This window comes from Variovorax sp. KBS0712, assembly GCF_006323185.2.
Classification (GTDB): domain Bacteria; phylum Pseudomonadota; class Gammaproteobacteria; order Burkholderiales; family Burkholderiaceae_C; genus Variovorax; species Variovorax boronicumulans.
The window spans coordinates 122,892-144,979 of the sequence record NZ_VCCD02000005.1 but is presented as its reverse complement, the minus strand read 5'-3'; the positions used below and the strand labels follow the sequence as shown (position 1 = coordinate 144,979).

13 protein-coding genes are annotated in these 22,088 nt (G+C 66.6%); 7 read left to right on the top strand and 6 right to left on the bottom strand.

Annotation, left to right across the window (positions count from 1 at the left end; all coding sequences use genetic code 11):
- The first annotated feature begins 83 nt into the window (after positions 1–83).
- The 4 genes from FFI97_RS31350 to FFI97_RS34205 all read left to right on the top strand — a co-directional run bounded on the left by FFI97_RS31350 (position 84) and on the right by FFI97_RS34205 (position 3,904).
- Positions 84–1,274 (top strand): sugar ABC transporter permease, encoded by a 1,191-nt coding sequence (locus tag FFI97_RS31350; RefSeq protein WP_095747146.1) that lies wholly within the window; start codon positions 84–86, stop codon positions 1,272–1,274.
- Between the two features lies 1 nt (position 1,275).
- Complete coding sequence (locus tag FFI97_RS31345) at positions 1,276–2,079, top strand: ATP-binding cassette domain-containing protein (RefSeq protein WP_095747145.1); 804 nt, start codon at positions 1,276–1,278, stop codon at positions 2,077–2,079.
- A 1-nt stretch (position 2,080) separates the two neighbouring features.
- Complete coding sequence (locus FFI97_RS31340; protein ID WP_139700572.1) at positions 2,081–3,241, top strand: ROK family transcriptional regulator; 1,161 nt, start codon at positions 2,081–2,083, stop codon at positions 3,239–3,241.
- 315 nt (positions 3,242–3,556) lie between these two features.
- Positions 3,557–3,904 (top strand): hypothetical protein, encoded by a 348-nt coding sequence (locus tag FFI97_RS34205; RefSeq protein ID WP_260685234.1) that lies wholly within the window; start codon positions 3,557–3,559, stop codon positions 3,902–3,904.
- Here FFI97_RS34205 and FFI97_RS31330 read toward each other — a convergent pair.
- The 4 genes from FFI97_RS31330 to FFI97_RS31315 all read right to left on the bottom strand — a co-directional run bounded on the left by FFI97_RS31330 (position 3,864) and on the right by FFI97_RS31315 (position 14,005).
- Entirely contained in the window at positions 3,864–4,253 is a 390-nt protein-coding gene (locus FFI97_RS31330) for a hypothetical protein (protein WP_139700570.1), read from the bottom strand. The genes FFI97_RS34205 and FFI97_RS31330 overlap by 41 nt on opposite strands.
- A gap of 3 nt (positions 4,254–4,256) precedes the next feature.
- Positions 4,257–9,362, bottom strand: a complete 5,106-nt coding sequence (locus tag FFI97_RS31325) for an RHS repeat-associated core domain-containing protein (protein WP_185993761.1) — start codon at positions 9,360–9,362, stop codon at positions 4,257–4,259.
- Positions 9,363–9,446: 84 nt separating this feature from the next.
- On the bottom strand, positions 9,447–12,479 hold the full coding sequence (gene tssI / locus FFI97_RS31320) for a type VI secretion system Vgr family protein (RefSeq protein WP_139700566.1): 3,033 nt from the start codon (positions 12,477–12,479) through the stop codon (positions 9,447–9,449).
- A gap of 266 nt (positions 12,480–12,745) precedes the next feature.
- Entirely contained in the window at positions 12,746–14,005 is a 1,260-nt protein-coding gene (locus FFI97_RS31315; protein WP_139700564.1) for a helix-turn-helix domain-containing protein, read from the bottom strand.
- A gap of 143 nt (positions 14,006–14,148) precedes the next feature.
- Between FFI97_RS31315 and FFI97_RS31310 the strand changes: the two genes are divergently transcribed.
- Positions 14,149–16,281: a PQQ-dependent dehydrogenase, methanol/ethanol family gene (locus FFI97_RS31310; protein ID WP_139700562.1), complete on the top strand. Its 2,133-nt coding sequence runs from the start codon at positions 14,149–14,151 to the stop codon at positions 16,279–16,281.
- A 65-nt stretch (positions 16,282–16,346) separates the two neighbouring features.
- On the opposite strand, the gene FFI97_RS31305 is transcribed toward FFI97_RS31310, so the two are convergent.
- The gene (locus tag FFI97_RS31305; RefSeq protein WP_139700559.1) at positions 16,347–17,330 is read right to left on the bottom strand and encodes a helix-turn-helix transcriptional regulator; all 984 of its coding nucleotides are present in this window, start codon (positions 17,328–17,330) and stop codon (positions 16,347–16,349) included.
- Between the two features lie 181 nt (positions 17,331–17,511).
- On the opposite strand from FFI97_RS31305, the gene FFI97_RS31300 reads away from it, so the two are divergent.
- On the top strand, positions 17,512–19,638 hold the full coding sequence (locus FFI97_RS31300; protein WP_139700558.1) for a carboxypeptidase regulatory-like domain-containing protein: 2,127 nt from the start codon (positions 17,512–17,514) through the stop codon (positions 19,636–19,638).
- Between the two features lie 80 nt (positions 19,639–19,718).
- Here the strand turns inward: FFI97_RS31300 and FFI97_RS31295 are convergent, their stop codons facing one another.
- Complete coding sequence (locus FFI97_RS31295; protein WP_139700556.1) at positions 19,719–20,693, bottom strand: tripartite tricarboxylate transporter substrate-binding protein; 975 nt, start codon at positions 20,691–20,693, stop codon at positions 19,719–19,721.
- Between the two features lie 204 nt (positions 20,694–20,897).
- Between FFI97_RS31295 and FFI97_RS31290 the strand changes: the two genes are divergently transcribed.
- Positions 20,898–22,082: a M48 family metalloprotease gene (locus tag FFI97_RS31290; protein WP_139700553.1), complete on the top strand. Its 1,185-nt coding sequence runs from the start codon at positions 20,898–20,900 to the stop codon at positions 22,080–22,082.
- The last annotated feature ends 6 nt before the right edge of the window (positions 22,083–22,088 follow it).

The window sequence follows — 22,088 nt, the reverse complement described above, 5'->3', positions numbered from 1 at the left end:
CAACATCGCTTCCGGCCGACCCGCAAGGGCCTGCCGGTGGGCGGTTGCGCACCTGTAGTCCGTCCTGAGGGGGCTTGAAAAAAATGAGCGATCCAACACCCGGCTGGTGGCGCCGCACCGGCATCGACCTGCGCCTGCTCCTGATGTGCGTGCTGCTGGCCGTGATGGCGGTGGCGTTCAGCATCATGTCGGGCGGCGTGTTCCTCTCGCCCGAGAACCTCTACAACGTCGCGCAGCAGACGGCGGTGGTCGGCATCGTCTCCACGGTGATGGTGCTGATCATCGTGGCGCGCCACATCGACCTGTCGGTGGGTTCGGTGATGGGCTTCGTCGGCGTGCTCATCGCCTACCTGCAGTACACCTCGGGCTGGTCGTGGCCCACGGCCTGCCTCGCAGGGCTCGCGGTGGCGCTGCTGGTCTCGATCTACCAGGGCTGGCTCACGGCGGTGCTGGGCGTGCCCTCGTTCGTGGTCACGCTGGGCGGGCTGATGTCGTTTCGCGGCGCGGCCTTCCTGGTGGCCGACGGCAAGACGCAGCCGGTGAACGACGAGTTCTTCCAGCGCCTGGGCGGCGGCTACGACGGCGGCATCGGCGTCACGGCCAGTTGGGTGCTCGCGGGGCTGGTGGCGCTGGTGCTGTTCGGGCGCATGGTGCAAAAGCGCCGCGCGCGCCAGCGCTACGACATGCCGACCGAGGCGCTGTGGCTCGACGTGCTGCTCACGGCGGTGCCGGTGGCGGTGGTGGTCGGCTTCGCCTGGGTGATGAACAGTTACCAGATCTCGTCCAAGAGCGAGCCGCAGGGCATTCCGATTCCGGTGCTGATCTGGGCGGCGGTGGCCATCGTGCTGTCGTTCATCGTGCACCGCACGCGCTTCGGGCGCTATGTGTTCGCGATGGGCGGCAACCCCGACGCGGCGGCGCTGGTGGGCATTCCGGTTCAGCGCGTCACGCTCATGCTGTTCGCGCTGCTGGCGGTGCTGGTGACGGTGGCGGCCATCGTGTCGATCGCGCGGCTCAACGCGGGCACCAACTCGCTGGGCACGGGCATGGAGCTGTACGTGATCGCAGCGGCCGTCATCGGCGGCACGGCGCTCGCGGGCGGCAGCGGCTCGATCTTCGGCTCGGTGCTGGGCGCGCTGATCATGCAGTCGCTGGACAGCGGCATGCTGCTGCTCGACGTGCCCATCGGCAAGCGCATGGTGATCATTGGCCAGGTGCTGATCGTGGCCGTCGTCTTCGACGTGCTGTACCGCCGCAAGTTCGGGGAGAACTGACATGGCCGACATCGACAAGACAAAACCGCTCGTCGAGCTGCGCGAGATCCGCAAGGCCTTCGGCGGCGTGAAGGCCGTGGACGGCGTGAGCATCAACCTCTACCCCGGCGAGGTGGTGGCGCTCCTGGGCCACAACGGCGCGGGCAAGTCCACGCTGATGAAGATGCTCGCGGGCGCCTACCCGATCGATTCGGGCGACACGCTCATTGCCGGCGAGAAGGTCCACATCCGCACGCCCGCCGAGGCGCAGGCGCAGGGCATCGAGACCATCTACCAGACGCTCGCGCTGGCCGACAACCTCGACTCGGTGGCGAACCTCTTTCTCGGTCGCGAGAAGATGACGGCGTGGAACACGCTGGACGACCACTTCATGGAAGTGCAGGCGCGCAAGGTGTTCCAGCGCCTGAACAAGAACTTCACCAACATCCGCATCCCGGTGCGGCGCCTGTCGGGCGGGCAGCGGCAGGTGGTGGCGATCTCGCGCGCGCTGTACTTCAACGCGCGCATCCTCATCATGGACGAGCCCTGCGCCGCGCTCGGCCCCGAAGAGACAGCGATGGTCGGGCGCCTGGTCAAGCAGCTGAAGGACGACGGCGTTGGCATCTTCCTGATCACGCACGACATGCCCGATGTGTTCTCACTGAGCGACCGGCTCGCGGTGATGAAGAACGGCAAGCTCGTGGGCACCTACCGCACGGCCGATGTCACCGAGGACGAGGTGCTCGGGATGATCATTGCCGGCAAGCGGCCCGAGGGACGCGAACAGGCGCACCACGCAGCAACCGCGGCCACCGCAGCGGCATGACATGAAGACCATCGGCGACCAGCAGCTGCTCAAGCGCCTGAACCGCAGCGTGCTGCTGCGGTTGCTGCGCGCGCAGCCGGGCTTGTCGCGCGCGCGGCTCGCGAGCGAAAGCGGGCTCACCAAGTCGACCGTGAGCCTGCTGGTGCGCGAGCTGCTCGACGAAGGCTGGCTCAGCGAATCGGGCGCCGCCGTGGCCGACGGGCTCGGGCGGCCGTCCACGCCGCTGCGGATCAACGTCGGCGTGCGCGCGCTGATGGGCGTGGAGATCGCCGTCGAAACGCTGCGCCTCGTGTGCGTCTCGCTGCAGGGCGAGGTGCTGCACGCGCAGGCCGAGCCGCTGGACGACGGCACGCCAGCCCGCGTGTGCGCGCAGCTCGCGCGCATGGCGGCGGCGGCGCACGTGCAGCTCGACCAGCGCGGCCTGCGCCTGTCGAGCATCGGCGTGTGCGTGCCCGGCGCGGTGGACGACTGCACGGGCGTCGTGCGCTTCGCGCCGAACCTCGGCTGGCGCAACGTGAACCTGCTGCCTGCGCTCGAAAAGGCGCTGGCCGCGGCGGGCCTGCCGGGCGTGACCGTGCAGCTGCAGAACGACGCCGATGCCGCCGCGCTCGGCGAGTACGAGTTCGCCGCGGGCGAGGGCGAAGACCCGCTGATCTTCGTCAACAGCGACGTCGGCGTGGGCGCGGGCGTGGTGCTGAACGACCGCCTCTTCACCGGCGCGCAAGGCATGGCCGGCGAGATCGGCCACACCATCCTGCAGCTGGACGGGCCGCTGTGCTCGTGCGGCCGGCGCGGTTGCGCCGAGGCCTTCTTCGGTTCGCGCGTGCTGGCGCGCGAGGGCGCGGACATGGCGCGCGCTGCTGCGTTCTTCGGCGTGCTGCTGCAGAACCTGTGGGTCACCTTCAACCCGCGCGCGATCGTGCTCGGGGGCAAGGTCTGCGCCGAGCATCCGGAGTTCGCGCAGGCCGCGTTCGAAGGCGTGAAGGGGCATGCGGAGCGTGCCGGCATGCCTGCGCCGGAACTGCGCACGGCGCGATACGAAGCGCTTGCGCCCGCGGTGGGGGCGGCGGCGTTGGCGCTGCACGACTACCTGCGGCCGCTGCAGCCCGATGCCCGCACGCGACGCGCGCGCGCCGCACAAGGTCTTGTCACCGTCGTCTGAGCGTTCGGCCTACGCGCGCGGCGCGGGCGTAGGTCTACGGTAAGGGTTCCGTCCCAGGGGCGCTCCAGCCATGATGCATTCTTCCGCCGAGTTCACGCGGCTTGCCGGGTCTTCGTCGACGTCCACCTTGCTGGTTGTCACCGCCGTGGTGCTCGGCCTCGCTGGCTTGGCGCTCGCGATGGCGGGTGCGTGGCTCATCGCGCTCGACGGCTCGTGGTACTACCTCGTCGCGGGGCTCGGGCTCATCGTTTCCGCGTTGCTACTGAAGCGCGGTGGCGACATCGGGCTGCTGGTCTATGCACGGTGGTGGGGGTCATGTTGGTCTGGTCGGTGTGGGAAGTGGGCTTCGACTGGTGGCCGCTGGCCGCACGCGGCGGCGTGCTCGCGGCCTTTTGGGTCGCCGCGGTGTTCTCGTGGACGCGCGAACCCGGCCGCATTGGGGGCATCGCGCCGCTGCCCGACGCAACGAGCAACGCAGCCGACGACTGGACTGCCTACAGCGGCACGGGTTTCGGCCAGCGCTGCTCCGCGCTCGACCAGATCACGCCGGCCAACGTCGCACAGCTCGAGGAGGCGTGGCACTTTCGCACCGGCGACGTGCGCGGCCAGCCCGCGGCCAATCCTAAAGCCTTACGTCTATGCCGTCGGGTCCAATGGCATTGACCAACTGCACATCGGGACCAAAGTCTCTCGGCTGCGGCACGCGCCCAGCCAAATACTCGTATAGCGAAAGCAAGTAACCGCGTTTGTCTTCGACATCATCGAGCGGAACCGCGTGCGGGACCACGGCCCGCCAAAACTGCTCGACGTCACCAGACGAAAGAATGAACTCAATTGCCTCCAGAACTCTTTGTTTGCTGACCGGTCCATAGGTATTGAAGTCAGTTTTCATTGCATCAAACAGCTTGGCGCGGCAACTCTCGTCGTTGATGTAAAAATTATCGAGGTCGTCATCGCTCATGGAGAGCAAGTAGTAGTACATCTCATGGATGTAGTCGAGAAAAATTTGCATGAATCAGGGCCTCCCTTGCCCTAGTTCAGGGTACCCAGTGATGATCCCGTTCGGCCCCCTGACCACAGTGGCCCTTTTCGTGGTGACAGGACAACCTCCGCCGGCTCGATACCCCTCGCCGATCACGCGTCCCATGTCGACTGTCACTGCATCGCGCCCAGAGGCTGCCATCTTCTGCATTGCTCGCTGAATCGCATCCAAGTGATTTACGTTGCTCAGGAAACGAGTGGAGTCAGTCGGGCGCGCTCTTCTCGGACATGGATTGTCGGGCGGAATACCAGTGATGGCCCGATGCTCCTGCTCAGGCATTGTTGTGTGTGCTCCATGCCGTGCATGCGTATGGCCTCCGCCCCGCGCATCCATGTCCTGTAAGATTTTTCCCGCACGCCGAGTCGCTCTGTTCCCAGCCAATCCAAGAGGGTCAACCCACTCTGACGGATTTGGTGCGTACTGTTGAAGATTAAGCCCGCCAGTTAACTTGATCGGATCATTGGACACAAACCGCCCGCTGGCGGGGTCATAGTACCGATACCGGTTGTAGTGCAGCCCGGTTTCCTCGTCCAGATACTGCCCCTGGAACCGAATCGGATTCTTCAGCCCCGCCTTCTTGGCCGTCTCGCTGATCGTGAGCCAGGCCTCACCCCAGGCCTTGTAGTTCGCCTCCCAAGCAATGTTGCCGCCCTCATCGGTCAACTCCATCGGCGTGCCCAGGTGGTCACACTGGTAGTAGTGAATGTTCTCCAGTGGCGCTGGCGGATCTCCGTTCTCGGCGAACCCCGGCTCATACATCCCGTTGTACAGCGGGTCCTGATCCAGGTCGTAGTTGCCTTGCGCATCGACATAGCTTGGCGTCATCGCCTTCGGCCGTTGCAGCATCGCCTGGCGCATATCGACCTGGGAGCTGCCCTGCAAAAGCGGCACGAAGCTGTTGGGCTCGAACACGTAGTGCACCGTCCGATGTCGTGCTGAGTCAGTCTCCCAGGCCATCTGATCCCCATCCCAACCGAAGAGCACCATCCCCAGGCCACGCTCATGCACCTGACGCCGGTACTCGGCTGCGTGGTAGTGGCTGCCGTCCACCGAACTGGTGATGACGATCGGCTCGCTGCGCTTGGCAATGCGCCGCCCCAGCGGGTCGTACAGGAATGATGTGCGCGTGTCCTGCGTGCGCGCCTCGGTCAGGCATCCGAATGCATCCCACCTGAAGTGCGTGCGATGGCCGTTGTGCAGCCGCTGCACCATGTTGCCGCGACTGTCGTATTCGAAGTGCGTGCCAGCGTAGTCCTTCACCAGGTTGTTCAGGATGGCGGGGATGTTGTGGATCGTCCCGGCTTCCTTGGCCACCGGTGTCATCGGGTCCAGGATGTTGCTGGCCGGATCGAAGGCGAAGGTCTCGGTGCCCAGTTGGCTTTGCGCCTGCAGCAGCCGGCCCACAGGGTCGTAGCGGTAGCTCAGGCTGCCGCGGCGGCTGTCTCCGATGTCGGTGAGCTGGCCGGCGCGGTCGTAGCTGTACTTGCGCTGGATGCCGAGCGCGCTGGCGTTTGGGGCAGAAGGCGAAGAGCTGCCTCGGCTCTGGCCCAGCTTCTCCACGCGGCTGAGAACCTGGGCCTTCAGGCGCCCTGCAGGGTCGTAGTGCTGCTCCTGCGCTACCTCGTTGGCCTGAGTTCTCTTGACCTCGCGGTGCAGGTCGTCCCGCTCGATCTGTAAGGCCTCCATGTCATCGAGCATCAGGCCGTGCACGTGGCCCGAACCATAGGTCAACCAGGTGGTGGTGTGCCCATCTGGGCGCGTGGTCTGGATGCGGTTGCCCAGTTCGTCGTAGCGATGCTGCCAGACGGCCGTCATCGGCTGGCTGCTCGGCTTGCCCTCTTCGTTGATCAGGTAGTGATGGTGCTCGGTTCTCACATTGCCGGCTGCATCAGGGAACCACTGCAAGTGAATGTGCGGGTTGCGGGCATCGATGAGCTGCCCGTTGCCGTCGTAGGCATAGCTGTCGGTTTGGATGCTCTTCGGATCCAGCGTGCGTCCGGCGGGGCGGGATTCGGGGTTTTGGGGCTCGCTGTACAGCCCCGCCGTGCGTTTCGTCAGGCGCCCCGTGGGATCGAAATCGAACTGGGTGACCGCATCGCCTTCGGCGACCTGTTGCAGCACGCCCGTGGCGGGGGTGTAGCCGTACACGGTCTTGCTGCCATCGAACTGCACTTCCGACAGTAGCTTGCCCAGCGGGTCGTAGCTGAAGCTGTAGGTGCGGCTGTTCTCATTGCGCAGCGCTACCAGACGGCCCAGGCGATCCCACTGATAGTCAACGGTGTGGTGGTTGGCATCCCGGCGCTGGGCGATGAGGCCGACGGCGTTGTATTCGTAGCGTGTCTCGCGCTGCAGCGCGTCGCGGTGCGAGAGCAAGCGTCCTTCGGCATCGTGCGCCAACTGCTCCTGGGTGCCATCGGGGTTGACGATGCGTGCCAGTTGGCCGCGCTCGTAGCGGTACTGGGTGGTCTCTCCGGCCGCATTCGACGCTTTCGCCAAGCGCCCCCGGTCGTCGTAGGTCCAACTCGACGTCTTTCCTGAGCAGTCGGTGTATGCGGTGAGCTGACCAGCGTCGTCATACGCCAACTGCTTCTTGCCACCCTTGGCGTCGGTGATCTCCACCGGCAGACCATCGTCGTTGTAGGCGTACGCGGTCTTGTGGCCCAGTGGATCGATTTCCTCGATCAGGTTGGCACCTTCGTAGGTGCGCTTCCACGCATGGCCCTCGGCATCGCGAATGCCGATGAGGTTGTCCATGCCATCGTGAGCGAAGTGCACCGTGCTGTGATCGGCGCGGGTGTGGCTCACGAGATTGCTGTGCGCGTCGTAGGTGTAGCGGTCCTGGCTGCCGTCGGGGTGCAGATGCTTGGTGATGTTCTTGTTTGCATCTCGGAAGAACCACTCTTCGTGCGCATAGAGCAGGCCGTCCGTGCCGCGCACCTCTGGATGAATGATGCGGTAGGTGTAGCCCAGAAAGTCGAAGTAGTAGCGCGTCTGCGCGCCAAGGGCGTCGATGACGGTGGCCAGGCGAATGTGCTTGTTCCAGACGATGGTGGTGTCGAAGCTGCCGTCGTCGGCGTGTTCGCGATACGCCTTGGCCTGGGCGCTGTTGTCGGCGGTCAGCGCAATGGAGAAGCCGTCTTCGTGCTTCCAATGGAGGTGGGTGCCACGGCCGGTGCGGTCGGTGTACCTGCAGATGAGATGGGTGCTGGCCTTCTCACCGGCGGGCTGGTATTCATAGTGCCAGCGTTGCTGGTTCTCATCCTCGGCGGCGATGAGGTCGCTGCTGCCATCGGCCAACGCCTGATGGGTATAGGCGGCGAGTTGGCGTACGGCTTGTCCGTCCTGAACGAGCCACAGGCTTTGAATGCGGCCAAGTTCGTCGATGGCAGTGCTGACATGGGTCTGGCCGCTGACGATGTCGGAGAGCTGTCCGCCTTCATGGCGATAGGCCAACGTCGTGGTGTGGCCGTTGCGCGTGCGCTGGCTTGTCAGGCGGTAATGCACGGCCTTGCCTTGCGTACGCGCCTTGCCCTCGCGCCCGAACTGGGGGGCGAGCTCGAAGGTCTCGACGTAGTCACGCCCATGGCTCAGGACGAGCAGGCCGGCATTGCCTCGCCCGAGGGTGAGGTCTTCAATGGCGTTGTGGTGAGTCTGGCCGGCCTTGCCATCTTCAGGTTCGGCCAATTTGGGGAAGCGATGCTCGCGGCCATCGGCCGCGAAGTAGCTCAGCGTGCCATCTGCGGCCTGATCGATGCGGGTGGTGTAGGGACTGGTCCACCGGGCACCAAGGTAAGCGCTGGTGCCGACCTGTCTGGATTGCTGCACCAGTGGGTCGTAAGCTGACAGGCGCGAGTGGTACGTGCGACTCCAGACGATGGGCATGTGGCCCGGCAAGGTGAAATCGGTATGGGTGAAAGTTTCGCTGCCGGTTGCGAAGCTGATGGAGCCGGGCGTTCGAGCGGCCGTTTCACAGTCCTTGCAGCGATTGGCATCCTGTATTCGCCTCGTGCGCTCGGAGCCCCCTGTATCCAGTTCCCCTTCCGGCTTCTTCTGATCGTGCTTTCCGGTGGTCGTTGGGTTGACTGTGGCGCCTCCCACCTTGCCCTTGGCGCGAAAGCGCAAGACAGCGTCCTTGAGCCTCTTGAGAAGCCAACCGATGGACATGTCGGCACGCGCATCGCCCAACGCCTTGATCTTCGTCTTCGCCGTTCTGGCCAGATCGTCGAGCAAGTCGGCATAGGTGTTCATCAGCTTGGAGGCCTTGCCACCGGCTTCGGTGTTGCGCATGGCCAGGCCGACGCCGGCATTGCTTGCAACCTTGGCGCCTTGCGCGACCTTCCCGCCGACATACCCGGCTCCCTCTGAGATCCCCTCTCCGACATCGTCGGCAATTCCTTTGATGGCTCCCCAGACACCGCTCTCGTAGGTGGTCTTGGGATCGCGCTTCAAGGAAATTTCTGGTGCCGGTGCGCTGGTATCGAAAGGCTTGCCCGATGCGAGCTTGCGCAATGCGCTGCCCAATCCGGAGATCAGGTCATGCGCCATGGTGGCGGCTTCGTCCAGAATGCCCTCGAGCTTCTTGATGGCCTCGTCCACGAACTTGTCGATCTCACCGGCCAGCGTGGCATTGAGGTGGTCAACAAGCAGTGCGACGAGGGCATCGTCGAGGCCGTGGCCGACGGTGCGCAACTTGCTTCGCACAAGATGCAGTGCAGGTCTCAGGCTGGTGCGCGCCGCAGCCATGGTCGGAGGGAACGGAATGATTCCGATCAGGTTGATGCCAAGGCTGACCCAGTTGAGCGCCTTCTCGACGCTGCTGGAGGTCTTGTTCTGGACAAGAACGATGATGTCGCACACGGCATCGATGGCGGCCAGGATGTTGCCGAGAATGGGAACGGCACTGGCGACCGCCATGACTCGGTCCACCGTGACGTAGTCGCCGCTGATGCTCTTGAGCCAGTCGTTGACAACCTTCTTGGCGCCCGGAAGCTCCGCGGGGTCGATCTGGTCCAACGGCTTGACGAATATCTCCTGTTCGTTTTCCTTCTTCGTCATCTCCGCTTGCGATATGTCGGCCATGCTGGAACTCCCTGAGCCGTTTGGCTCTTGTTGATTTTTTGAATGCACCGGATGCGCGCAATGCGCGCGCATCCGGCTTGGGCTCTAGACCGTGGTGTGGGGCCGTACCACGCCGGGTGGCAATCGCGCCCCGGTCTTGGCGGCCATGTCACCCACCGCGCTGCTCGCAACAGATGTCACGGCGGTCTTGGCGATGCCGACGAAGTTGCCGCGCATCACGGTGCGAGCGACCTCGGCCATGCCCGCAATGCCGGCGGCATCGCTCGCCAACTTGGCGAGCCGACCGCCAGCCATTGCGGCCGTCGCGCCGATCGCGCCGCTCGTTGTGCCGCTGGCAGGCTTCAAGAGGCCGGAGAGCATGTCGTTTGCAGGAGTGCTCGCCATGTCCGCCGCGCCGTCAGTCTTCTCGGGCGGCCATGTGGTTTTGCCGATGTAGCTGGCCTCGTCCCATGGGTTGCGCGGGTCCTTGCCCAGTTCGATGCGCGCACCACCCGGCGCCAACCCCGAGACAGCCGCAAAGCCCTTGGCGTCGAGCGTGCCCGTCTTGACCTGCCCAGTCGAATCGGTGACCTTGTAGTCGGCACCCTTCAAGCCCTCGCCGTTGGCATAGCGGTGCGTGAGCTCGAGCTGTCCCTTGCCTGGCTTCAGTCCCTCCGGCAGGCTCGGCCGGCTTGTGCTGCTGGGGCCGACCATGCTGTGCACGCTGGCGCGCTGGATGTGCGGGCCGGTGGTGCCGCTTTCGATGCTGCCGCCCTTGTAGCGGGTGTAGCTGCCGCCTCCGCTGACCAGCAACTCGGTCTTGGCCTCGATCGTGATCTTGTCGGCCCGCAGCGTGATCTCGTCCTTGGCCAGCAGGTTGATGCAGGTCTTCAGCGCCTGGATGTCGATGTCGGCCTGGGCCGCGACGACCTTGATGCCCTTCTGTGCTGCAAAGAGCTTGATGGCCTGCAGGGCCACGCCCAGCAGGCTGTCGCCGCTGGTGATGCTCGTGTGCTTGCCGCTGGTGATCGCCGTGTGCTCGACACTGGCGATGTGGGTGCTGAACTGGCTGGTGGTCTCGATGCCGGCGGGGCTGGCCAGCACCAGGTGGGGCTGTGCCAACTCGGGGAACCGGCCGGCTTCGACATCGGCAGCGCCGTCACCCTTGACCGCATCGTTCTGCTCCTGAAGAGACTTGGCGACCTCGGCCTGGTCATTGCCCTCCTGGGCCTTGTTCTTCTGCGCCTCTTGCGCGCCGGCATCGTGCAGATCGCGGGCCTCGACCAGACGCTGACGCGTCTCGCCACTGTCGAGCAGATGGGCCCTTGCGTTGGGACGCGCTTCGGTCGTGATGAGCAGGCCCTGCGTCGCCCGGATGGCGCCATGGGCGTCGGTGCGCAATTCAAAACCTTCACCGCGTGCGTCCAGCCGGCCTGCGTTGCTGTCGATGCGCGTGACATGGCCAAGACTCAGCGAACTGCTTTGGTGGTCGCTCTTGAGCTGCGCCTGGATCTTCTGGTCGGTGTCGTCAAGGACTAGGTGATTGGAGCGCCCGCCTGCGCTGTTGCCGCCCTCCTTGACGAGTTCGCGGCTTCTGAACCCCGACAGCGCGGCCTGCCCGGGCAACTCCCAGGGCGGCAGGTTCATCTGGTTGTGGACCCGGCCGGTGCAGATGGGAAGGTCGGGGTCGCCGCCGATGAAATCGACAATCACCTCCTGACCGATGCGCGGCACCTGCACGCCGCCCAGCTGGTTGCCGGCCCATGGAGAACTCACGCGCAGCCAGCAGGTGGAGTGCTGGTTCTTCTGCCCCAGGCGGTCCCACGGAAACTGGACCTTGATGCGGCCCAGCTCGTCGGTCCACAGGTTCTCGCCCCCAGGCCCGACCACCACCGCGACCTGCGGGCCGTGCGTGTGCGGCTTGAGCCGCAGCAGCTCCGGGCGCAGGGGTTCTGTGATCGGGTGGGCCGTGAAGTCGACCTCGACACGCCATTGCTGCTTGCGATGGGAGGCCGCGTCGATGCCCTGGCTTTCTTGCGCGACGTTCTCGATGAGGAATCGGCTGTCGAGCACCAGGTACTGGACGTTGGCTGCTTCGCGCGGATGCTTCTGCAACTGGAACGTGCCGCCAGGAACCATGCCGCGCAGTTGCCCACTGGCCTTGGCCCTCGCACCGTGGGTGCGCAGGGCCTGCATGCGCAGCAGCGCAATGCGGTTGCCTTCTGCAAGGGGTTCGTTGGTGCCCGTGCCTGCGCGCGGTTGCACGTAGTGGCTGCCAGCCTGGCTGTGGTGCCACTGGTAGACCTCCAGGTCTGCCTGTCCGGTCGGGCGAGGTGCGGCCTGCTCGGTGCTCAGGTCGGCCTTGGGCCGGGTGTAGTCGTAGTCGCGGCTGACGTAGCGGCCGCTGGTGAGCTGGTGATGCGGAACGAAGCTGCTGATGTATTCGGCATCGACCTTCCAGCCCGGGGGGTGGTATTCCACCTGCTGGTACGCCACGCTCTCCATGGGCGGGTGCGCGCCCATGTTGTCGGTGAGTACGAGGCGGTGCTTGCCGTCGCTGTGGCGGAAGTGATAGGAGATTCCCCACTCCTGGCACAAGCGTTCGAAGAACGCGAAATCGCTCTCGTTGAACTGCGTCTGGTAGTCCCGAGCCGGGTAGGTCTCGGTGAAATTCTTGTCGACGGGAAAGGAGTAATCGGCGAACAGTTCGCCCAGGATGTCGACGACGGTCTTGTTCTGATAAATCTTGCAGTCAGTGCTCAGGGTCGCCAGATGCAGCCATGGACGCAACGTGAGCTTGTACTGAATGTGGCGACCTTCTTCGCCCCACAGTTGCGCACCGGCAATGAGCGCATTGATCTGCCGGGTCCCTGCGCCCAGCCCGCCTGCATTGCCGCCCACGGCGCCTGCCGCAAACTCTCCAGCACCATCGAACTCGATCGAGCAACTGATCTCGCAGCCGATGAGAGCGTCCAGGTCGATGTCGGCCGCCTGGCTGAAACTGAAGTTGAGTGCATCGGCGGTCTTGAGCAGCAGCTCGTATTCGAACAAGGCATTGAGGCCTTCGTGGCCTGACAGGCGCACGGGTTCGAGGGCATCGGGCAGCGCGGGGCTGGTGACCGCAAGGGTGTGTGACACGTGTTGAACCTCTGGCAGAACAGGGATCCAAAAAGTCTGTGGCACACACGCGCCGCACCGTTGCAAACAATGGTCAACCAGGGCTCACGCGTGCAGCTGGCGCAGCGTGGCGTGAAAAATTCGTGGAACTGAGTTCGAGTGAGCTGGAGCGAAGAGCGATTCGCGGCCCAAGGCGGCCACCGCTCATCCGCTTGGCCGGATGGCTGCACGATCATTCAGGCATCGTGTTCTCAACCTCTCTGCAATGGGCAGACGATGCCCGCACTTCATTCGGCCTGAGGCTGCTCGCTGTCGCGCCAGCCGCGCAGCCGCCGGTACAGCGTGCCGCGCGACACGCGCAGTTGCCGCGCCGCCTGCGACACGTTGCCTCCATGCGCCGCGAGCGTGTCTTCGATCAGCTTGCGGCTGTGCTCGCGCAGCGTTTCGGTGGGCGGCACCGGCTCGATGTCGCTGGCGGGAGCAAGCGCCACGGGCGGCTGCGCCTGCACGTCGATCGCCGCGGGCGCATCGACCTGCGCGCTCGCCATCTCCGGCACCGCCACCGCGTGCCGGAAGTCCGCGCCGTCCGCGCCCTTGAGCTGCGCCTGCATCCACACGCCGAGCCCGCTGGCCAGCCGCAGCGGCTGCGCGGCCTCGCGCCGGCCCAGCCGCAGCAGGCTCGCGAGGTCATGGCCCAGCAGGCATTCCACGTCGCGGTCGTCGGGGGCCTCGGGCAGCCGCCCCAGCAGCCGCGCGCCGGCGTTGTTGAGCCATGCGATGGTGCCGTCGGGCGCGATGCCCGCGAGCGCCTCGAGCGGCGTGCCCAGCAGCGTGGGGCTGGCCTGGAAGCGCAGGATGAGGTGGTCGCGCGACTGCGCCTGCAGCAGCCGGTTCTCGATGATGGTGGCGTGCAGCGCCACCATCGAGGCCGCGTCGAAACCGAAGCGCCGCGCCTCCACCGTGAGGTCGAGCACGCCCGCGAGCCGGCCGCTCACGTCGCGGATCGGCGCCGCGGCGCATTGCATGTGGCACAGCACGTCGTAGTAGTGCTCGGCGCCGTCCACGGTGCAGGCCTGCCCGGTGCTGGCCACGATGCCCGGCGCCGTGGTGCCCACGACGCGCTCGGAGATGTTCACGCCCAGGCGCGCGGTCTGGCGCAGCACGGGCTGGTGCGTGCCGGCGGGCTGGCTCGTGACATGCACCACCACGCCGTCGCGGTCGGTCAGGATCACGCGGCAGTCGGTGCCCGCGAGCATGTGTTCCATCTGCACGAGCTCGTGCCGCGCCACGTCGAGCAGCTCGCGGTTGCGCGCCAGCGTGGTGTGCAGCCGGCTGGGCGTGACGGCGTCGAAGGCCACCACGCGCTGCCGGTCGGCGTGGGTGCGGCTGCAGCGCATCCACGACTGGATGACCGCCTCGCCGACCAGCCCCGAGGGGCGCACGCCTTCTTCGAAAAACTGCTGCCGCGCCAGCGCCACGCGCTGCGCCGGCGTGCTGGCAAAGAGTTGGCGCGGCGCATCCGCCGTGCCGAGCCTGTCGAGCGCCATGGGTTCGCCGCCTCTTCCGGGTTCAGGGACCCTCTCGAATGTGTTCCGCAATGGAACAAGGCTTGATTGGGGAAATCCCGGGGGTGAAGGCCGATGCCGTGCGAACGATCCTTGGGGCAGAACGAAGAAGGAGACAGACCCCGATGAAGACGACAACGACACAGCCTCTTTCCGGGCGGCGCCTGCTTGCGGGCGCCTTGCTGTGCCTGGGCCTGACGGCCCCGGCGCTGGCCCAGACGGCCGTCAGCCCGCAGGACCGCGCCGGCGCGGCCGCCAAGCGCGTCGACGGCAACTTCGTGCGCGCCAACGCGGCGAAGAAGACGCCCGACTGGCCCAGCTACGGGCTCGACTACGCCGAGTCGCGCTTCAGCAAACTCGACCAGGTCAACACCGGCAACGTGAAGCAGCTCGGGCTGGTCTGGTCGTACAACCTCGAATCGACGCGCGGCGTGGAAGCCACGCCGCTGGTGGTCGACGGCATCATGTACGTCACGGCCTCGTGGAGCATCGTGCATGCGATCGACACGCGCACCGGGCAGAAGATCTGGACCTTCGATCCGCAGGTCGACCGCACGAAAGGCTTCAGGGGCTGCTGCGACGTGGTCAACCGCGGCGTGGCGCTGTACGAAGGCCGCGTCTACGTGGCCGCCTACGACGGCCGCCTGATCGCGCTCGACGCCGCCACCGGCCAGAAGGTGTGGGAGAAGAACACCATCGAGGGCCAGAAGGGCAGCTACACCATCACCGGCGCGCCGCGCGTGTTCAAGGGCAAGGTGATCATCGGCAACGGCGGCGCCGAGTACGGCGTGCGCGGCTACGTCACCGCCTACGACGCGAAGACCGGCGACCAGAAATGGCGCTGGTTCGTGGTGCCCGGCGACCCGAGCAAGCCCTTCGAGGACGAGTCGATGGCGCGCGCCGCCAAGACCTGGGACCCGAGCGGCAAGTACTGGGAGGCCGGCGGCGGCGGCACCGCCTGGGACAGCTTCGCCTTCGACCCCGAGCTCAACCTGATGTACGTGGGCACCGGCAACGGCTCGCCCTGGGCGGCCAAGGCGCGCAGCCCCAAGGGCGGCGACAACCTCTACCTGGGCTCGGTGGTGGCGCTCGACCCCGACACCGGCAAGTACAAGTGGCACTATCAGGAGACGCCCGGAGACAACTGGGACTACACCTCCACGCAGTCGATGATCCTGGCCGACGTCAAGCTGAACGGCAAGGCGCGCAAGGTGCTGCTGCATGCGCCCAAGAACGGCTTCTTCTTCGTCATCGACCGCACCAACGGCAAGTTCATCTCGGCGAAGAACTTCGTCGCGGTCAACTGGGCCACGGGCTACGACAAGAACGGCCGGCCCATCGAGGTCCCCGCCGCGCGGCAGAACGAGAAGCCGGGCGACAGCATCCCGGGCCCGTTCGGCGCGCACAACTGGCACCCGATGTCCTACAACCCGCAGACCGGCCTGGCCTACCTGCCGGCCCAGCACGTGCCGATCAACCTGATGGACGACAAGGCCTGGAAGTTCGACGAGAACGCCCCTGGTCGCCCGCACGCGGCGCTGGGCTGGAACCTGGGCAAGTTCGCCAACGTCGAGCCGCCCACGAGCAAGCCCTTCGGCCGTCTCGTGGCCTGGGACCCCATCAAGCAGAAGGAAGCCTGGGGCGTGGACTACGCCTCGCCGTGGAACGGCGGCACGCTGACCACCGCCGGCGACCTGGTGTTCCAGGGCACGGCCGACGGGCGCCTGGTGGCCTACCACGCGAAGACCGGCGAAAAGCTGTGGGAAACGCCCACCGGCACCGGCGTGGTGGCGGCGCCCGCGACCTACATGGTGGACGGCAAGCAGTACGTGTCGGTGGCCGTGGGCTGGGGCGGCGTGTACGGCCTGGCGCAGCGCGCCACCGAGCGCCAGGGCCCGGGCACGGTCTACACCTTCGCGGTCGGCGGCACGGCCAAGATGCCCGCGTTCGTCGAGTACCGCATGGCCAAGCTGGTGCAGGGCGTGAAGTACGACCCCGCCAAGGTCCAGGCCGGCACCATGCTGTACGTGAGCAACTGCGTGTTCTGCCACGGCGTGCCGGGCGTGGACCGCGGCGGCAACATCCCGAACCTGGGCTACCTCGACCCGGCCTACATCGAGAACCTGGACAAGTTCGTGCTCAAGGGCCCGGCCATGTCGCGCGGCATGCCCGACTTCACGGGCAAGCTCTCGGGCGACGACATCGAGAGCATCAAGGCCTTCATCCAGGGCACGGCGGACGCGATCCGGCCGAAGTAGGCGCATCGCGCAACCAAACAGAAAAGGCGCCGACGGCGCCTTTTCTTTTGGGGGCAGGGCGCTTGTCAGCCCGCCAGCCGCAGCTCGTGGATCAGCCCCGCCACGTTGCCCACCTGCAGCTTGTCGTAGATCGACTGGATGTGGTTGCGCACCGTGGCCGGCGAGCGGTTCAGGATGGCGGCCACTTCCTTGTGGGTGTCGCCGCGCGCCAGCAGTTCGGCGATGGTGTGCTCGCGCGGCGTGAGGCTGTCGGCGCGGCAGCGATGGCGGCACTTGAGGAACAGCAGGCGCTGCTCGACGCGGTGCGTGACCACGATCTCGCGCCCGTTGAAGCGCGCGTGGCCCTGCAGGAAGTGCTGCAGCAGCGCATCGGGCAGCGTGCGGCCGTGCCAGGCCGGCAACTCGGCCTTCAGCATGGCCTCGAACAGCCGGTCGGCGTGGTACAGCACGCCGCGCAGGTCGCCGATGGCCGAGCCGCCGGGCGACGCGCTGCCCGCCTCGAGGCGGTCCAGGTGCATCACGCGGTTCAGCGCCAGCGCCTGCATCACGTGCGGCGCGAGGCTGGCGAGCAGTTGCCGCTCTTCCTCCGTGCCGTGGGCTTCCGGGTCGGCGCGGAACAGGCTGAGCCAGTGGACGAAGCTCGTCTGAGGGTTCGAATCCGAGGTGATGAAGAAGTTGGCCTGCTCGAAGCGGCGGCCGTAGTCGCGCAGCTCGGCCTGGTCGTCGCGGCAGAACCACGCCTGCGCATTGAAGGCGAGCGTGGCGTTCGACTGCTTGGCCACCTCGCCGGCGGCCGTGTCCATGTGCTTGACCTGCTCGTAGGCCGTGACCATCTCGAGCGGCTGGTTGTGCAGGTGGATCGTGTGGATGTCGATGCCGTGGTCGGTGCGGGTGGCGGTACCCCACATCGACGAGTCGAAGGGCAGCACGGGCTTGAGGAGGTCGAGCGCGGCGTCCTGGAAGGCGTCGATGGGCAACTCGTGCGAGAGGCGGTACAGCCGCAACAGGAGGTCGCTGAAGTCGCGCGGGACACCGGCCGTGAAGGTCATGCGGGGAGTCTTCCAGTCCAGCCGCTGCATGCCCATCCCATGTTCCGGTGACGCGCGCGGGGCTCGGCCGTGCGGTTTCAAGAATGGTGCATTTGCATCATTTGATTTCCAAAAGCGAAAGCTATTGTTTGCAGCGCCCTCGGTTGCTGCCCAGGCCCTTTCCCTTTTCGAGAGACCCACGATGCCCCACCCCACCTCCAGAATCCCCCACGCCCTGTCCCTTGCCACCCTGTTGATCCTCGGCGCCTGCGGCGGCGGTGGGGGTGGCGGAGGCGGTGGTGGCTTTGCATTCCCCGTCGGTACGGGCGGCAACGGCGGCACCCCGCCCGCCGCCGAGTCGCCCGGCACGCTGAGCGGCACCGTGGCCACCGGCGCGGCCTTTGCCGGTGCCGCGCTCACCGTGTTCGACCAGACCGGCGCCAAGGTCTGCGAAGTGACCGTGCCGGCCGAAGGCACCTACAGCTGCGTGCTGCCCGCGGGCACCAAGGCGCCGCTGGTGATCCAGGCCGTGCGCGACGACCTCACGCTCTACAGCACCACCGCCAGCACCGCCACCGGCACCACCAACGTCACGCCGCTGACCACCGTGGTGGTGGCGCAGCTGTCACCCAACGGCGATCCGTCGAAGCTCGCCGCCGCGGTGCAGGCCGATGCCGGCGCCGTCACCCCGGGCGCCATCAGCGACCAGGTGGCCAAACTCGTGGCCGCGCTCAAACCACTGCTGGACGCGCTCAACACCAGCATCGACCCGATGAGCGGCACCTTCCAGGCCAACGGCACGGGACAGGACCGCGTGCTCGACACGCTGAACGTATCGGTGCGCCCCGACGGCACCGCCGCCAACATCGAGATCACCGTCAAGGCGCAGCCCGCGAGCGAAGAGAGCGCGCCGGTGTCCATCGTGTTTCGCACCGGCGAGAGCAGCATCGCGCCGCTGCCCGCGGTCGATGCCGCGGCCCTCGTGCAGCCGCCCACGCCGGCGATGGTCAAGGACCTGCTGGACCGCCTCAACGCCTGCTACGCGCTGCCGCTGAACGAGCGCGTGGACAGCACCATCGGCTCCGACGGCAACGCCTTCGGCGAGGCCGCCAACGTGGTCGCGCCGGCCTGCCGCACGCTGTTCGTGGGCGACGACCCGGCCAGCTTCGTCGCGGCCGGCCTGCACATCGGGCGCGCGTCGAGCGGCCCGCGCCGACCCTTCGAAAGCCTGTTCCGTTTCGGCCCCACGAACCTGAAGCACGACCGCGGCAACTTCGAATACTTCCACCCGGGCGGCGACATCGCGCTCACCTACCGCTGGACCGACAGCGTGGGCAACACCGACAACGACGTGTTCAACGCCAGGATCGTGAATGGCGCGCTCAAGCTCACCGGCAACAGCAACGCCTACCGCGCCGCCGTGCGTCCGCAGCAGGAGCTGAAGGACTTCCTCAAGCACGCGAACCTGAAGTACCACGCCGCGGGCTACAACGTGTCGGTGGACAACGTGCTCGACGGCAATGGCGACTCGATCTTCACGAAGGTGGTGGCCACCTCGTCCGCGCTGCCGGGCCGTGAACTGGTCCTCGTGCCCCGGGCCGGGCTGACCACTCTGGTGCTCACCACCGACGGCACCGCCAACGGCGCGCTGAACTCCTCGCTGTGGCGCATGGCCGCGCGCTACGTGGACCCGGCGCAAGGCGGCAACCCGAGCAGCGTCGAGTCCGGCAATCTCTTCGCAGCGCCGCAGTTCGACGACACGCAGCTGAGCGCCATTCCCGATCAGGCGGTCTGGAAGCTCGAGTTCTTCCTGGCGGCCGGCGGGCCCAACCCGGTGCAGTACGTGCGCACCTTCTCGCGCGCGCCGACCCTTGCCGAGGCCGTGCAACTGCCGACCGTGGAAATGACGCCCGCCCTGCGCGCCGAGCTGATGCAGGAAATCGACGGTGTTCCGCGCGGCATCGTGTTCCCGGCGCCGGTGCCCTCCGACCCCAGCGCTAACAACATCGACTTCAGCGCCGAGGGCAACCTCGACGGCTGGGCCGTGCCCAGCGGCGCCTACGCCCCGACCACCTTCCTGGTGGCCGGCCGTGGCCCGAACAACAACCGCTTCACCGACTCGATCACCGTGCGCACCTCGGCGCGCAAGGCCGTCATCTACTGCCAGCCGGTGAACTCGCCGAGCGACAACCACTGCGTGAGCGTCGGCAACAACGCCTACCAATACGCGCAGGGCTCGTCGGTCAGCAGCTTCATCTTCACGGCACGCACCGCGCGCCAGGTCGATGTGCGCAAGAACTTCGAGGCGTGGACCTACTCGCCTCCCTGATTCTTTTCCTGCTGTCACCGCATGAAAAAAGCCGCCGGCCCTTTCGGGTCGGCGGCTTTTTCGATGGGAGATCGAAAGGATCAGTCCGCGTACACGCCGGCGGCCTTGATGATCGGACCCCACTTGGCGATTTCGGCGGCGACGAACTTCTTGTGCTCGGCCGGCTCGACGCGCTTGTCGGTGGTGATCACGGCGCCCAGGCCTTCTTCGCGCTTGATGAACGCCGGGTCCTTCATGGCGGCCTTGATGGCTTCGTTGATCTTCTTCAGCACCGGTGCGGGCGTGCCCTTGGGGGCGTACACGCCGTGCCAGATCGACACTTCGAAGCCCTTCAGGCCCGACTCGTCGAGCGTGGGCAGGTCTTTCAGCGCGGGCGTGGTCAGGCGCTTGGCGGTGGTCACGGCGTAGGCCTTGACCTTCTTGGCCTCGATCTGCGACGTGGTGTTGGTGGTCTGGTCGCACAGCAGGTCGATCTGGCCGCCCAGCAGGTCGGCGATGGCCGGCGCGGTGCCCTTGTACGGCACGGGCGTCATCTCGATCTTCAACGCGCTCTGGAACAGCAGGCCGCACAGGTGCGAGGCGGCGCCCAGGCCGGCGTTGCCCAGGTTGATCTTGCCCTTGTTGGCATTGATCCAGGTCGTCAGTTCCTTGTAGTTGTTGGCGGGCAGGCCGGGCTTGCCGATGAGCGTCATCGGCACTTCATTGACCATGCCGAGGTATTCGAAGTCGTTCTCGACGTTGAACGGCAGCTTGCGGTACAGCGCCGGCATCGTCGACATGCCGATGTGGTTCAGCAGCAGCGTGTAGCCGTCGGGGTTGGCGCGCGCCACCTTGGCGGTGCCGATCGAGCTGCCGGCGCCGGCGGTGTTGTCCACGATGATCGTCGTGCCCAGCGTCTTCTGCAGCGATTCGGCCAGGTCGCGGGCCACGCGGTCGGTCGGGCCGCCGGCCGAGAAAGGCACCACCAGCGTCACGGGCTTGCCTGCGGGGAAATCCTGGGCGTGTGCGCCGACGGCGGCCGCGGCAATCGCCGCGAGGGCAAACAGTTTCTTCATGATGTCTCCGACGGAGTTTTTAAATGGAAAGGGTCGCGATCTTATCGGCTGACCGGGGGCTGACCCATACCGAATAGCCCTTAGGAATGTCACCGTTTTCGCCCCATGCTGGGGCATGATCACGCCCGTCCCGCGCACCCGCGCCGGGGTGACCACAACCACAAACAGGCCAGCCCGACGGGCGGCATCGAGGAGAAGAAACCAATGGATCCCTGGGTCTATCCGCGCGAGCGCTGGCTCGGCAAACTCACGCTCGTTCTGGGCCTGCTGGCCTGGGCGCTGATCGTCGTCGGCACGCTGGGCATCGCGCTGCTGTACGTGCTGCTGGGCTTCATCGGCTACGTGTTCGCGCAGTCGGCGGTCATCGCCTGGATCAAGGGCACGGGCGTGAAGCTGTCGCCCCAGCAGCTGCCCGAGCTGCACGCGCGCTTCGTCGACTGCTGCACCCGCCTGGGCATCGCGCAGCCGCCCGAGGCCTACCTGCTGCACGGCGACGGCATGTTCAACGCCTTCGCCACGCGCTTCTTCGGGCGCAACTTCGTGGTGCTGCTGTCCGACGTGGTCGACGCCATGGAGGCGCAGCCCGACGGCATCCACTTCTACATGGGCCACGAGCTGGGCCACATCCGCCGCGGCCACCTCACGGGCCACATCTGGCGCGCGCCCGTGCTCTGGCTGCCGCTCCTGGGCGCGGCCTATGCGCGCGCCAAGGAATACACCTGCGACCTGCACGGCGCCGCCTGCTGCCGCGAGGTCGACTCCGCGCCGCGCGCGCTGGTCGCGCTGGCTGCCGGCGCGCAGCAGTGGCGCAACGTGAACCTGCAGCGCTACGCCGCCCAGTCGGCCGGCAACCGCGGCTTCTGGGGCTCGTTCCACGAACTCATCGGCGGCTACCCCTGGCTCACCAAGCGCGTCGCGCGCGCCATCGACCCGGGCGCCAAGCTACCCGAGCGCAACCCGGTGGCGTACCTGCTCGCGCTCTTCGTGCCCTACGCCGGGCGCGCGGGTGGCGGCGCAGCGGGTGTGCTGATCGTGGTGGCTGTCATCGGCGTCATGGCGGCTGCAGCCATCCCCGCCTACCAGGAGTACCAGACCCGCGCCGTTGTCGCGCAGGCCTGGTCCGAGGGCGCGCCGGTGCGCAACGCGCTCACGCGCCACTATGAAGAAAAGGCCGAGATCCCCGACACCCTGGCCGCCGTCGGCCTGCCGGAGAACCTGCCCAACGGCGCGACCCTCACGCTCGACCCGGACAGCATGGTGGTGGAGGTGGCCACGACCAAGGGCACGCTGCGCATGGAGCCGTCGTCGACCGACCGGGGCATTGCGTGGCATTGCAGCGCGGGTGAGGGTTTGAAGGACAAGGCGTTGCCGGCGAGCTGCAAGAAGTAGCCGGGC

Bases quoted from the DNA above. Each gene is read 5' to 3' on its own strand.
- FFI97_RS31350 (WP_095747146.1), top strand. From the start codon at position 84: ATGAGCGATCCAACACCCGGCTGGTGGCGCCGCACCGGCATCGACCTG.
- FFI97_RS31345 (WP_095747145.1), top strand. From the start codon at position 1,276: ATGGCCGACATCGACAAGACAAAACCGCTCGTCGAGCTGCGCGAGATC.
- FFI97_RS31340 (WP_139700572.1), top strand. From the start codon at position 2,081: ATGAAGACCATCGGCGACCAGCAGCTGCTCAAGCGCCTGAACCGCAGC.
- FFI97_RS34205 (WP_260685234.1), top strand. From the start codon at position 3,557: ATGTTGGTCTGGTCGGTGTGGGAAGTGGGCTTCGACTGGTGGCCGCTG.
- FFI97_RS31330 (WP_139700570.1), bottom strand. From the start codon at position 4,253: ATGCAAATTTTTCTCGACTACATCCATGAGATGTACTACTACTTGCTC.
- FFI97_RS31325 (WP_185993761.1), bottom strand. From the start codon at position 9,362: ATGGCCGACATATCGCAAGCGGAGATGACGAAGAAGGAAAACGAACAG.
- FFI97_RS31315 (WP_139700564.1), bottom strand. From the start codon at position 14,005: ATGGCGCTCGACAGGCTCGGCACGGCGGATGCGCCGCGCCAACTCTTT.
- FFI97_RS31310 (WP_139700562.1), top strand. From the start codon at position 14,149: ATGAAGACGACAACGACACAGCCTCTTTCCGGGCGGCGCCTGCTTGCG.
- FFI97_RS31305 (WP_139700559.1), bottom strand. From the start codon at position 17,330: ATGACCTTCACGGCCGGTGTCCCGCGCGACTTCAGCGACCTCCTGTTG.
- FFI97_RS31300 (WP_139700558.1), top strand. From the start codon at position 17,512: ATGCCCCACCCCACCTCCAGAATCCCCCACGCCCTGTCCCTTGCCACC.
- FFI97_RS31295 (WP_139700556.1), bottom strand. From the start codon at position 20,693: ATGAAGAAACTGTTTGCCCTCGCGGCGATTGCCGCGGCCGCCGTCGGC.
- FFI97_RS31290 (WP_139700553.1), top strand. From the start codon at position 20,898: ATGGATCCCTGGGTCTATCCGCGCGAGCGCTGGCTCGGCAAACTCACG.